General features: G+C 31.8%; 12 protein-coding genes and 1 other RNA gene. 5 read left to right on the forward strand and 8 right to left on the reverse strand.

What is annotated here, in order from left to right; translation table 11 throughout:
- Nucleotides 1–115: 115 nt before the first annotated feature.
- A complete protein-coding gene (locus B7R67_RS07655; protein ID WP_088069123.1) occupies nt 116–1,039 on the reverse strand; it encodes a Gfo/Idh/MocA family protein in 924 nt (307 codons plus the stop codon).
- A 171-nt stretch (nt 1,040–1,210) separates the two neighbouring features.
- On the opposite strand from B7R67_RS07655, the gene B7R67_RS07660 reads away from it, so the two are divergent.
- Entirely contained in the window at nt 1,211–1,429 is a 219-nt protein-coding gene (locus B7R67_RS07660) for a hypothetical protein (RefSeq protein ID WP_088069125.1), read from the forward strand.
- A gap of 83 nt (nt 1,430–1,512) precedes the next feature.
- On the opposite strand, the gene B7R67_RS07665 is transcribed toward B7R67_RS07660, so the two are convergent.
- The 4 genes from B7R67_RS07665 to B7R67_RS07680 all read right to left on the reverse strand — a co-directional run bounded on the left by B7R67_RS07665 (nt 1,513) and on the right by B7R67_RS07680 (nt 4,223).
- The gene (locus B7R67_RS07665) at nt 1,513–2,664 is read right to left on the reverse strand and encodes a THUMP domain-containing class I SAM-dependent RNA methyltransferase (RefSeq protein ID WP_088069126.1); all 1,152 of its coding nucleotides are present in this window, start codon (nt 2,662–2,664) and stop codon (nt 1,513–1,515) included.
- 150 nt (nt 2,665–2,814) lie between these two features.
- An RNA gene (gene rnpB / locus B7R67_RS07670) (RNase P RNA component class B) lies at nt 2,815–3,196 on the reverse strand.
- Between the two features lie 78 nt (nt 3,197–3,274).
- Nucleotides 3,275–3,580: a cell division regulator GpsB gene (gene gpsB / locus B7R67_RS07675; RefSeq protein ID WP_088069129.1), complete on the reverse strand. Its 306-nt coding sequence runs from the start codon at nt 3,578–3,580 to the stop codon at nt 3,275–3,277.
- A gap of 76 nt (nt 3,581–3,656) precedes the next feature.
- Nucleotides 3,657–4,223 carry a DUF1273 domain-containing protein gene (locus tag B7R67_RS07680; protein ID WP_088069131.1) on the reverse strand — a complete coding sequence of 189 codons (567 nt, stop codon included), beginning with the start codon at nt 4,221–4,223 and terminating at the stop codon, nt 3,657–3,659.
- An 806-nt stretch (nt 4,224–5,029) separates the two neighbouring features.
- Here B7R67_RS07680 and B7R67_RS07685 point away from each other — a divergent pair.
- Nucleotides 5,030–5,758 carry a GntR family transcriptional regulator gene (locus B7R67_RS07685; protein ID WP_088069133.1) on the forward strand — a complete coding sequence of 243 codons (729 nt, stop codon included), beginning with the start codon at nt 5,030–5,032 and terminating at the stop codon, nt 5,756–5,758.
- 144 nt (nt 5,759–5,902) lie between these two features.
- On the opposite strand, the gene B7R67_RS07690 is transcribed toward B7R67_RS07685, so the two are convergent.
- The gene (locus tag B7R67_RS07690) at nt 5,903–6,622 is read right to left on the reverse strand and encodes a YppG family protein (RefSeq protein ID WP_235822114.1); all 720 of its coding nucleotides are present in this window, start codon (nt 6,620–6,622) and stop codon (nt 5,903–5,905) included.
- A gap of 201 nt (nt 6,623–6,823) precedes the next feature.
- Here B7R67_RS07690 and yppF point away from each other — a divergent pair, with 201 nt between their 5' ends.
- Nucleotides 6,824–7,000: a YppF family protein gene (yppF, locus tag B7R67_RS07695; protein ID WP_088069135.1), complete on the forward strand. Its 177-nt coding sequence runs from the start codon at nt 6,824–6,826 to the stop codon at nt 6,998–7,000.
- Between the two features lie 155 nt (nt 7,001–7,155).
- On the opposite strand, the gene B7R67_RS07700 is transcribed toward yppF, so the two are convergent.
- Together B7R67_RS07700 and B7R67_RS07705 are read right to left on the reverse strand one after the other, a co-directional pair.
- Entirely contained in the window at nt 7,156–7,407 is a 252-nt protein-coding gene (locus B7R67_RS07700; protein WP_088069137.1) for a hypothetical protein, read from the reverse strand.
- 773 nt (nt 7,408–8,180) lie between these two features.
- Nucleotides 8,181–9,188: a DUF2515 family protein gene (locus tag B7R67_RS07705; protein ID WP_088069139.1), complete on the reverse strand. Its 1,008-nt coding sequence runs from the start codon at nt 9,186–9,188 to the stop codon at nt 8,181–8,183.
- Nucleotides 9,189–9,282: 94 nt separating this feature from the next.
- On the opposite strand from B7R67_RS07705, the gene recU reads away from it, so the two are divergent.
- Both recU and B7R67_RS07715 read left to right on the forward strand, forming a co-directional pair.
- The gene (gene recU / locus B7R67_RS07710; RefSeq protein ID WP_088069140.1) at nt 9,283–9,894 is read left to right on the forward strand and encodes a Holliday junction resolvase RecU; all 612 of its coding nucleotides are present in this window, start codon (nt 9,283–9,285) and stop codon (nt 9,892–9,894) included.
- A gap of 37 nt (nt 9,895–9,931) precedes the next feature.
- Nucleotides 9,932–12,610: a PBP1A family penicillin-binding protein gene (locus B7R67_RS07715; RefSeq protein WP_088069142.1), complete on the forward strand. Its 2,679-nt coding sequence runs from the start codon at nt 9,932–9,934 to the stop codon at nt 12,608–12,610.
- Nucleotides 12,611–12,839: the final 229 nt, after the last annotated feature.

Below are 12,839 nucleotides of genomic sequence, written 5' to 3' on the forward strand. Positions count from 1 at the left end.
TCAAAATGAGAACCTTAAATTTATAAATTAATTCGATCCGTTATCATGATAAAAAAATAGTCTCTACCCGCTATCATACATAAAATAAATGTGAAAGGCAAGGATTAAAATCTTGCTATTCTCTTCCCTTTTTTATAATCTCTTCAAGCATTATTTGTGTTTTCAATGCCTCTAATCCATCAATTATCGGTTTTTCATTTGAGTGAATACAATCGATAAAATGATGAATGCAATCCTCAAAACCTCTTTGTTTTAATGTTGAGTCCCATGAAGGTGAATATGCATTGGATGTTTTATTCATTTCTTCTACTTCATAATTGTTCATATTTTTAACTCGAATGATCGCTCCCTCGGAAATTAACTCTAATTTTTCAAGATTTGTTCCTGATTTACGATGCATTTCTGTATTTAATAGTATACCATCGGAAGATTCATACAGATGTGTTGCGTATACTAAACTATTTTCATCATTTATGATTGACTTGCCAATTAATAAATCAATTTTTCCATTTGCCATCCATCTTACTGTATCTACTAAATGCAAATAATCATCTAACATTGTAAATTCAAATGAATTTTGTCCAATATGATTTTCACGATGTTTTTCAAATTTAATTGAAGCAATGTTTTTTGCTTGTTCTTTCGCTTGTATATACATTGGACAAAAACGGCGATTAAAACCAACCATAAGCTTTCGATTTAATTTGTAACTTAATTCCACTAATTTTTCAGCATCAACTAAATTGGCTGCAAGTGGTTTATCAACATAAACATCTATTCCATTTTTTAATAAATAAGAAACGATTTCATAATGCGAGCTAGTCGAACTATGTACAAATACAGCATCACAATTTTGTGCAAGTGATTGTAAGTTATTAAAATCTTGGATTCTGTATTGTTTACAGATCCTTTCCCTTTTTTCTTGATTTGGTGAAAATGCTCCAACTAGTTTCCATTTCGCTTCCTTTGTAAGAATAGGTAAATATGCTTTTTGAGCTATCTCACCTAAACCTACCATACCGATACGAAGTTCATTCAAATTAATCAATCCCTTAAATTGTTATACTCAATTTTAACAAATTTTAACAGGCTATAAAATCAATAAAATTAGTTTTCATTTAATTACCATCTATAACAACTTTCTAAAAGGGAATTCTATATAGTGTTTTATTTAACTATATTTTAACGAATCGATTTGGAGGTAAATTAATTGTATTTATATTCTTTAATTCAAACAAATTTCGATACAAATGATGATATAAGTATCGTTAGAGATCTTTATTTACTTCAACATGAAAAATGTTTTACTAATCATGAATTTCATGACATGGTTACCAAATATAAAAGTACTGCTGAAACAAATTGGCATGTTGCACATTCCCTTGAAATAAATCATGGTTTTCGAATCGTTCCTTCAATCAATTTATAAAGTACTTCCCTTCTTCATCCTTCTGGAGTAAAAACCTGTAAACAAAAAAGTACTAATTAGAAATTCTAATTAGTACTTTTAGTTTACTCTTCTATTTGTCTAGGTGGACGTTTCCCAAAGTATTGATAGTAGTCAGTTTTAATAAAGCCATTAAACAATTTACGTTTTTTCGTTGCTGGTTTTCCGTAAAATTGTTCAAATCCTTCATGACTAGTCAAAACATAGATTGACCACGTATCTAAATTTGTAAAAACATTCCCCATATCTGAATATAGTTTTTCAACATAAGGTCGATCATTTAATCTTTCACCATATGGAGGATTTGTTACAACATATCCATACTCTGATCTAGTAGTAAAGTCCTTTACCTGCATTTGTTTAAATGAAATCGAATCTGATAATCCAATTTCATCAGCATTTGCTTTTGAAACATTAATCATTCGATGGTCAATATCCGAACCAATTATTTCAAGCCTTTGATCATAGTTTGCTAAATCTTCAGCTTCTTGTCTTGCTTCATTCCAACGCTTCTTACCTATCCAATGCCAATCTTCTGATGCAAAGCTTCTAAATGATCCTGGAGCGATGTTTTGTCCAATTAATGCAGCTTCAATTGGAATTGTCCCTGATCCACAAAATGGATCAACGAATGGTAAATCAGCATTCCAATTTGTTAGTAAGATTAACGAAGCAGCAAGAGTTTCTTTTAATGGTGCTTCACCTTGTTCTACACGATAGCCTCTTTTATGTAATCCTTCACGACCAGTTGTATCGATTGTTAATGTTACAATGTCTTTTAAGATAGAAACCTCTACACGGAATAATGGGCCATCTTCTATTAACATACCTTGTACATTTTGTATTGTTTTTAACTTATCTACAATTGCTTTCTTTACAATCGCTTGGCAATCTGATACTGAAAATAATTTTGATTTTTGAGATTTTCCTGTTACTGGGAATTGACCGTTTCTCGGTATAAATTTATGCCACGGTAAGGCTTTCGTTTTTTCGAATAACTCATCAAAACTAGTTGCTTTAAATTCACCAACACGAAGTTTAACTCGGTCTGCTGTTCTTAGCCATAGATTTGCTTTTACAATTCCATCTTCATCAGATTTAAATACTACACGACCATTTTCAACCTTAACATCTTCAAAACCTAAGCTTTTAACTTCTCTTGCGACTAATGCTTCGATCCCCATAGCAGCAGTTGCAATTAATGTATATTTCGACAATTTTACCACCTATCTCATTCAATTATGAATGAACTTTTCTATAGTATTTTCATTTTTAGTACTTATTTTCATTATTAACAAATTACTTCAAAATTACAAAAAACTCTCCATTGAATAGAGAGTTTTTAAACAGTTTCATCATTTCATATGTTCTGTAAGCCATGTTCTGTACCTTCGTACTTCAATCGGCTTTCGCCTCGTACTTTAAGGTGGTAATCATCTATCTACAGAATAATCTGTCCCTTTCTAAGTTCAATTCCTTCGAAAGGATTCCCCTACCATAATTTGGGTTTCTCGCTCGTGGGGTTTACCGCGTTCCACTCCTCTCATTTCTTCGAGGACTACGTCACTGTGGCACTTTAAAGGTAGTAGAACCATATCCAAAAAGGACTTAGGTCCGTTCCCTGCCGTTAGCTTCACCAGCTACCCTATCTTATGACTTCGATAGGCACGAACACTACAGCCATCTCAGGACTGTGCGAGCATGGACTTTCCTCAACAACGTCAGGCGTTGCAGCGATTACCCGAACATAATGAAACGAACATTAATAAGTATAGTAAATTCCACTTTAGATTGCAATGCTTTCTTTAATTATAAATTTAGTTTAAATTATTCGAATAGTTTACTACCAAATACGTGCTTTTCTAAATTAGATAATCTTTTTAATACATCAGTATTCGTATTATTAAAAGGTGATGGCGGTGGTGTCATCGTGTTCTTTTGATCTTCTAATAATTTCTTATACTTCGCGTTTTCTTGTTGTAGGGCTACGATTTGATTTTGAAACGATTCATAATCTTTGATGATTGTATCTAAGTATTGATCTACTTCCTCTTGATTATATCCACGCATTGAAACTTTGAATTCTTTATTTAGGATATCTTTTATACTTAGTTTAATTTTTGTTGATTCCATGTGTGTCACCCCAAAACATTTAGAAATATTTACCTACTATTTTTTCAAAGACTTCATAAATTGTCAATTGTCTATTCTATATTTCCCTATAATTATTATCATCATTCTCGTATGATTCTTCCGCTATTACTTGTAAATCATCAAAAGAAATCATCTCAACTGGATAGTGAAATAGTTCATTTTTCTTATTCGCTAAATCATATAAAAATTTTGGACTACCTTCTTTTTCAGTATCGTAAAATAATATACACCCATGACTTTTACTAACCAAAAATTCATTTCGAGCTTTTAATTGGAGTGGCGACTCGTATGGTTTTCTTGAAATTGAGTCAACATGATCAGCTCCTATTAAGATTTCTTCATAATACGATTTATTTGCTTCATTCCAGTTTTTTTCTTGGTCTTCATATGGCGTAAAAATGCCTAACTGTAAATGTGGGTATTCCAGTTGAAGATCAAAAACAACTTCCGCTGCCCACAATTCAGTTCCCATTTGACCTGAAATGATCACCCATTCTAATTCATCAATAAATAAAAGTATCTTATTTTTTATTGCTTTCTTTATGTACTTAATTGCATCATGCTTATTCGAAAAAATACCTAATTCGAACGATTTATAACCAGATATCAATAGTATCTTCATATAACCTCACATTAAATTAGGAAGAACAAAAAACGTCCTTCCGAAGATAATTTTTATATTATATTAGCATTACCTTTAAGATCAGAATTCATTTAGGAAACTAACTTAAAAAACGAGCCTTCAAAAGTCCTCAAATTAGGAGCGAGGGCTCGATGTTAACTGAAAATCATTCATTTAAAATAATAACATTTTATTCAAATATTTATTAAAATGCAGATTTTTTAATGAGGGAATCTAAAATTTTAATTTGTATATTAAAGTAGCCATCAATTTGTGGATATCAATTATTAAGACATTTAGGATTTATATTTCAATATTTGATTGATGCTTATAGAGGATTTTTATTCCCTTATCTTTGAATAAAATATTTTCGAATATTCCCGGGATAAAAATAAGCACATTTTATTATTTAACAAATGTTCTACTTTTCACTAAAAGTAATAAATTGTTGTCGACTCCATTGATGTTAAAATTATTTTTTCTTATGAAAGTATTACGTATAGAGCTTGTTTAAAACTTGTAAAAATAATAAGTGTAAGTGTTATTGTGAAAAAAAATAAAAAAAGAATTTTGTTCAATCCTACCCTCTCCAATATCTTAAATTTTCTTTAATGTCAACTTTTTAATTTTATTAGGTTTGAACATATTTCACAACAAATAAATGAAAACGAATAAAAAGTTTAAATTTTCAGACTTTTGAACTTTTATTCAATCATTGCCGAATGACATTTATTCCTTTAAAATGGTTATGAAATCGGTTTATTTACCAATTAGAATATAGATAAATGCTATACGAGGAGTAAAAAATGATTAACAAAAATTCACCAATACCAATCTATCATCAATTATTAGAATACATAAAATGTAAAATAACTTCAGGAGAGTACCCTGCGGATGAGTTAATACCGTCTGAAAGAGAATTCTCGGAAAAATTCCAAATATCACGTATGACTGTTCGACAAGCATTAAATAATTTAGTTCAAGAAGGATTTGTTTATAGACAAAAAGGTAAAGGTACATTTGTTAGTCGCCAAAAAGTTGAAAAAAAAATCAGCAGATTAAATAGTTATACAGAAGAAATGATTGAAAGAGGATTAAAACCAAGTAGTAGATTAGTCCAATTTGAAATCATAAAATCTGATAAACCTTTATCAAATATCCTAAAAACACATGAAAACGATCCAATATATTTTATTAAACGTGTTCGTTTAGCAGATTCTATACCGATGTCAATCGAAAGTATTTACGTCTCATGTGAAATCGCTCCAAACTTAAATAAAGATGTTTTAGAAAAATCTTTTTTTGATTATGTAAATGCAAATATTCCCGATCCAATTCAATATGCCGATCAATCGATTCAGGCCAGAATGCCTTCTAATGAAGAAGCTAAATTATTAGAAATACCACTAAATTGTCCCGTTCTAGCTATTAATCGTACGACTTATTTAAGAAGTGGAAAAGTTTTAGAATATGAATTAACTGTATATAGAGCAGATCGATATAAGCTTGTACACTCATTATCTAGAAATGACTAATACTTAATTGTGATAGTAGTCAAATTTTATTTGTTCCATTGACTGTTTGAAAAATGCTCTTCTTTCGAGGCAAAGCGTTTTTAACATTCAGAACAAAAATCGTTGAACAATAGTAAAGCCAGGAAAATCAAATCCTGGCTTTTTTTATTTAAATAAAAATCCAATCTGTTTAAACAACCCCCCCACCTGGTTCATTGTATTCATCATTTGCCCCGCTGTGTTCATCATTTTTGGTACATCATATGATCCTGAACTATTCTTGAATTGATTTAAAATGGATGAAAACTGAAAGGATTGACCATTATTTTGTTGATTGCTGTTTTTAGGCTGAGTTGGATATGGTGTACTTGGCGCAAACATTGCAGGCGATGCAAAAGGACCTTGCTGCATCATTTGACCATTCTGAGGCTGCATTAAGTAATTCATTTGATTTCCAAATTGATTTTGATGTATTGGCATGTATGGATTTTGATGCTGTATTAAACCATAGTATCCAGAAGATTGTTGATACCCATGGTTTAATGGCATTGATGAATATTGTCCTGTATTATATTGTGGCATAAATTGGCCAGGACTAGTTTGACCATAATTCCCTTGTTGAATGGTTGGTCCGCCAAATGGAGAAGGTTCAATCATCTGAGAAGTTTGTTGGACTTGTGGTGTAGTCTGAGCTGTAGGCAGTTCTGTATTTTGCATTGAATTTTGGGAATAAGGTTGAATTGTATTACCGTAATATCGAATATTATCATCCTGAAATTGATTAAATTCTGGATAATTAAACTTTTCATCAATCATTTGATTTTGGTTTCTAAACCACTCGAAACTATTGTCTGAGTGATTTGGAGGAAACATTTGATGTCTCATATTCTCACACCCATTATTATTATTCTCATTTATAAATATGATATAAATGCCTAATCTGTTACTTATTCTATTTATATGCACTATTTGTCAGTATATGTCGGAAGTTTAAATTTTTAAAAAAATTTAAATTTTAAATATTTATGATACATTTTATTTAGTTATACAAGTTGTTAATTAAAATTTAATGTTGGAGGGGTAATAATGACTTTACAAGAATTAAAGAACAAGTTTATCTCATCAAAAAGTTTCGAACCAACTGACCTTAATCAATTAATGGACTTTTTACAACAAAATTACCTTAATGGCGAAGTAACTATTCAACATTACCGTCAATTAATTAAAGAACTTGAGCTTTTCGGTGCATGTAAGCCAATGTAGTAATTTCAATTAAATAAATAAAGCGATACAATCTACTAAATAGTAAGATCGTATCGCTTTATTTTATGTGGTAATTTATTTTATTTTTCCAAACCATTTTCTAGCCTCGGAAACGGTTTGTATTACAAGAATTTTGTATTAAAAAATGATATCTATTAAATGTTAAATGCTAAATTTCTTCCTAATAAAGGTGTTGAAATCCAGCTTCCACCTTCTTTCGCTTGACTTACTTTCTTTTCAAAATGGTGAAGATGCACTGTTGTTGACTGTACCTTACTTAGTAGTGAGTCTTTTTCTTCATTACATTTTTGATTCATTCTTAAAGCTAAAGAGTGTTCAATAAATTCAACCTCATTTAAAAATTCATCAATTGCTCGAAAAAAGTCATCTCTTTGAATAAATTCCATACAGTTCAACTCCTCTTCTAAATTTTCAAAATTTTCTATACAAACTAATTCAACGCTATCCCTTCTACCTCCTTCTTCACTGACAAAACTAGAACTTTTTCGCTAAACAAAGTGGCCAAAGCGTTTTACTACCTGTATTTCGACAAAAAAATTTGGTAACAACCTTGAGATTTGGGAAAGGTATATAACATGGAGGTGTTTTTTAGTGGCAAAAAATAAAAATGAAAAAAAGAAAAAACAAGAAAAAAGTAAAAACCAACAAACAGGTAATCCAAAATTAGATGGGCCTAACTTCCCTGCGACATAAGAGTTGGCTCTAAGTAATTAGCGTATGCGAATTTTCAGCCTTAAAAGGCATATGTTTAAGTCCTTTTTTCTTTTGAACATACTTACATATTGATAGGCTGTAAAAAAGCTAGCTTAAAACTAACTCAGAGTGTAGAGAAACCCTTCTCTACACTCATTTTTATTTTATACTGTACACTCCTTGCGGTTTCACTTATTTCTTGTCATAGTAGTACTGTACTAAATTTCACGTTCTAGGTGACGTTTAGAACGAATTTCGTAAAGATAGCCAACTAATATCATCTTAAAAAGAACTATTGGAAGGCTGAGACCCCGTATGCAAGTCGAGATAGCTCGGGTCTCGCGACACAATAGCGAGCATCCTGAATTGGAAATCGACAAGTGCTTATTTAATAGAACAAAGATGTTCACGTAAATAGACAAAATAAAAGGCTGTCGACTTTTTCGACAGCCTGAGCCCAGTGTTTTTATTGAAATAAAGATTTCATTTTTAACAAAGAGTTTAACAGTTCTTGTTTTAGTAAAAAGGCTTGTTTAAAACTTTCTTCACTATTAGTTTCTTCTATTACATACCATTCATTAAGAATTTTACTATTAGCGTACCAATCATCTTCGACAGATCGTGTATGTGGAATAATTGGATAGATATCTCTTAATTTTGGATTATTTGATTTTGTAATCCCAACTACTTCTTCATAATCATCCCTACTGCCAGAATGAGTAACATGTTTTGCATATTGAATAAACTCCTCTAATAAATTTTTATGAAATAAAATCAAATACAACTGTTTACCTATTTGAATTCTTTGCGTTAAATCTTGAAATTGATAAACTGTAAGTCCATATAGCTCTCCTTTAAGAGTCGGAAAAACGACAGAACTTAATTTCATTAATTCCTGAAGTTTAAATGCAAATGAATTAAATACCTCATTTTTAAAAAATTTATTTTGAATAACTGGTCTCTCAATCATATTTTGCTCATTAATAATTAAAGAAAAAACTAATCTTTGTTTATTTCGATCGGTCCAATATTTCTCCCATTCAATTTCCATAAAACTTGAAACCGAAAAATACTTTAATAAGTAGAAAAATGGTTTGTTTCTCTGATTCGAATATTCAAATAGAAGTAATTGTGGATATGCATCTAAAAAAATGATCCAATTTGCACGTTCATATGTCATAAATAATTGTTTGCGCTGTTTTACACTTAGTCCATTTACGAAAATTTGGTTCTCCAAATCAGTCATGTTATAGCCTGCATTTCGCGAAACCATACTTGCAAGGAATGACCACTCAATTTCTTTTAATCTCAAAAAATATTTCTGGTATGCAATTGTTCTCGATATATTATCAGCGTTATGCTTAACTGTTTCTTTTTTTATAAGCTCGATAATTTTAGTTTCTTCACTTGTTATAATGTGACTTTCTCTTCTTTGTTTGATAAATTCCTTCCAGCTTTCATGGTTTACGTTCATTGACTCACCTCAATCATTCTGGTAGTTTTTTACACGAACGTCTGTTTTAGTGCTATAATACTTGATGTATGTAATTTAAGGTGGAGTTGGTTTTATGACAATAATGTACCCAAATCGAAGAAATAATGTAGTGCAAAAAAGCCAAAAAGTTAATGAAACATTTGCAAAATCAGGTAATACCTATAGTAACCGCGGTATGTCTCTTGAAGATGATTTAAATGCTACTAATACGTATTATTTAGCAAATAACATTGCAAACATACATAAAAAACCAACACCTGTTCAAATTGTAAAAGTGGATTACCCGAAAAGAAGTGCAGCAGTTATTAGAGAAGCATATTTTAAACAACCTTCTACTACTGACTACAATGGGATCTATAAGGGTAAATATATTGACTTTGAGGCAAAGGAAACGAATAATAAGACAAGTTTTCCTTTACAAAATTTTCATTTACACCAAATAGAACATATGGAAAATGTAATGAAACATGGTGGAATATCGTTTGTCATATTAAAATTTTCATTATATAATGAAATTTATTTTATGAAAGCTTCTGATATTCTTACCTTTTGGCAAAGGCAAAAAGATGGTGGAAGAAAATCAATAGCTAGAGAAGAATGCAGAGAGTATGGGACATTACTTACACCAAGTTATCCAATTATTGTTCCTTACTTAAAATGTATCGATGAACTTTATATAAATTAATCTTTTATAAAAGTTCGTTTGAAAGGCAGGAGAAAAAATGGCAAAAGAATATCATTCACGACAAGAACGTAAACAGATGGAAAAGCCTTCAAAAGGTCCAACTAAAAAGCGAAAGCGCGAAGGTTTATTGAAAAAAATCACATTAACAATATTGACACTTGCAGTGCTTTGTATACTAGGTGGAGTTGGCGGTTTTTATTATTTAGTTAGTGGTGCTCCAAAACTGGATGAATCAAAGTTAAAAGTACCCTTATCATCAACAATATTGGATCGAAATGGAAATGTCATTGCTGAATTAGGGACAGAACAAAGAACAAAAGTTTCATATAACGAGATTCCTAAAGTAGTAGAAGACGCATTTATTGCAACTGAGGACGTACGTTTTTATAAACATAAAGGTGTAGATATTCGTCGTGTTTTTGGTGCTGTACTGGCTAATATTACAGGCGGATTTGGATCACAAGGTGGTAGTACGATTACTCAACAAGTAGTTAAAAACTCATTTTTATCACCGAAAAAAACAGTTAAGCGTAAAGTTCAAGAATGGTACTTAGCTTTCCAACTTGAACAAAAATATTCTAAACAACAAATTTTAGAAATGTATTTAAATAAAGTTTACTTTTCAAACGGTCTAAAAGGTCGAGGAGTATACGGTATTGCAAAAGCAAGTGAAACATATTTTAGTAAAGATTTATCAAAAATAACTTTACCTGAGGCAGCTACACTTGCAGGGATGGTACAAAGCCCAAATAATTACAACCCAGCAAAACACCCTGAAGCTTCTCAAGCTAGAAGAAATGTTGTATTAAGTCAAATGAAGAAATATGGCTATATAACGAAAGAACAGTATGATGAAGCAAAAGCAATACCAGAGAAAAAACTAGTAAAGGTTCACGAATCTGGTCAATCTAAATATTCAGCTTTCATTGATGAAGTAATCAGTGAAGTAGACAAATATGGTGATGCAAACGTTAATACTGATGGTTTAACGATTGAAACAACTCTTGATCCTAAAGCACAAGATAAAGCTGATGAAATCATTAACCGTGGTTCTGGATTTTATCCTAGTGATGATTTCCAAACTGGATTTGTATTAACTGATACGAAAACAGGTGAAATCAGAGCTATAGGAGCAGGTAGAAATACAACAACGGGCGGACTTAATTTCGCAACAGATATTAAAAGACAACCAGGATCTACGATTAAACCAATTTTAGACTATGGTCCTGCGATTCAATATTTAAAATGGTCTACTAATCATCAACTTGTAGATGAACCTTATCAATATTCAGATGGTACACCTATTCGAAATGCTGATAAATCTTATAAAGGTAAATTATCAATTCGCAAAGCTCTAATTGGCTCAAGAAATATTCCAGCATTAAAAACGATGCAAGCAGTAGGATTAGACAAATCACGTGAGTTTGGTAATGGTCTAGGTTTCGATTTCCAAAAAAATAGTTTTTATGAATCACATGCAATTGGTGGATTTACAGGCGTTTCTGCTATGGATATGGCAGGAGCATACGCGGCATTCGGAAATGGCGGAGTTTATATTAAACCTCATGCTGTTACGAAAATAATTTATCAAGATAAAACTGAAAAAGTATTAGCTCCAACGCCTAAACAAGCAATGAGCGATTATACAGCATATATGATTACTGATATGTTACGTGATGTTGTAAAAGCTCAAGGCGGTACTGGTGGTAGAGCAAATGTACCTGGATTAGACATGGCAGGTAAAACTGGTACTACTAACTACCCAGCAGAAGTAAAAAATAAATACGGCTTCCCTTCCAATGCTACACGTGACAGCTGGTTTGTTGGTTATACGCCAGATGTAACAGTATCAGTTTGGACTGGATATGAAAAAAATAAACAAGGTCATTATTTAAGTAAGACTTCTACAAATATTGCAAAATATATTGCTAGAGACATGTTGGCAGCTACTGCAGATCGATCTTCTACTTTCCATAAACCAAGTTCAGTTGTTGAAGTTCAAAACGAATTATTCATCAAAGGTGAAAAAATGGATGATGTTCCTTCAGAAGATAATTTAGAACCAGCAAAAAATGTAACAGCTAAATATGATCAAAACACTAGTAGTATTACACTAAATTGGGAATATCCGGCTGAATTACTTGCTTCAACAACTTTTGATGTGAGCTATGATGGTCAAACTCAAAAAATTAACGGAACAACTGCTAATATTAGTGGTATTACACCTGGCAAAGTCATAAATATTTCAATTGTGGCAGTAAATGGCGATACTAAGAGTAAGCCTGTAACGGTAACCGTTGATTTAACGACAACTGAACAGCCTACTACCCCTCCTGTTGATAATAACGGCAACGGTAACGGCAACGGTAACGGCAACGGTAACGGCAATGGCAACGGCAATGGTAGCGGTAATGGTAGCGGTAATGGCAATGGTAACGGTAATGGCAATGGTAATGGTGATGGTAACGGAGATGGTACTGGTGGTACTGGCGGTACTGGCGGTACTGGTGGTACTGGTGGTACTGGTGGTACTGGTGGTACTGGTGGTACTGGTACTGATCCAACAAATCCAACAACACCACCGACAGATCCTAATAAACCTAACAAGCCGTCAAAACCTTCCGATAACGGAGGTGCGACGAGACCAACTTCGTATAACTTTGATTCATATACTAATAGTCGAAGTAATAAATTGGATCGTAAAACAATCGCATAAAGAAAACCTCCTCATTACGAGGAGGTTTTTTTGCTGTTAAATAGAAATCTTTCAATATTTGATTCATATGTTGTATTTAATTATATATACAATTTGTAGAATTCCTTTTTATAGATGCTCGCTTTCCATTGGAGTTTACGCTTTAGCTTTCTCAACGCTCCTGTGAAGCCCTTCTTTCAAGTCGCATTTAAATACTGAGCCCCTTATATTTCAATAAATAAAAAATAAC

Source organism: Gottfriedia luciferensis (genome assembly GCF_002156865.1).
In the GTDB taxonomy this organism is placed as follows: domain Bacteria; phylum Bacillota; class Bacilli; order Bacillales; family Bacillaceae_G; genus Gottfriedia; species Gottfriedia luciferensis.

Coding starts and splice junctions, on each gene's coding strand:
- gpsB (WP_088069129.1), bottom strand. CDS start 3,580: ATGGAATCAACAAAAATTAAACTAAGTATAAAAGATATCCTAAATAAA.
- B7R67_RS07700 (WP_088069137.1), bottom strand. CDS start 7,407: ATGGAATTTATTCAAAGAGATGACTTTTTTCGAGCAATTGATGAATTT.
- B7R67_RS07685 (WP_088069133.1), top strand. CDS start 5,030: ATGATTAACAAAAATTCACCAATACCAATCTATCATCAATTATTAGAA.
- yppF (WP_088069135.1), top strand. CDS start 6,824: ATGACTTTACAAGAATTAAAGAACAAGTTTATCTCATCAAAAAGTTTC.
- recU (WP_088069140.1), top strand. CDS start 9,283: ATGACAATAATGTACCCAAATCGAAGAAATAATGTAGTGCAAAAAAGC.
- B7R67_RS07715 (WP_088069142.1), top strand. CDS start 9,932: ATGGCAAAAGAATATCATTCACGACAAGAACGTAAACAGATGGAAAAG.
- B7R67_RS07690 (WP_235822114.1), bottom strand. CDS start 6,622: ATGAGACATCAAATGTTTCCTCCAAATCACTCAGACAATAGTTTCGAG.
- B7R67_RS07705 (WP_088069139.1), bottom strand. CDS start 9,188: ATGAACGTAAACCATGAAAGCTGGAAGGAATTTATCAAACAAAGAAGA.
- B7R67_RS07680 (WP_088069131.1), bottom strand. CDS start 4,223: ATGAAGATACTATTGATATCTGGTTATAAATCGTTCGAATTAGGTATT.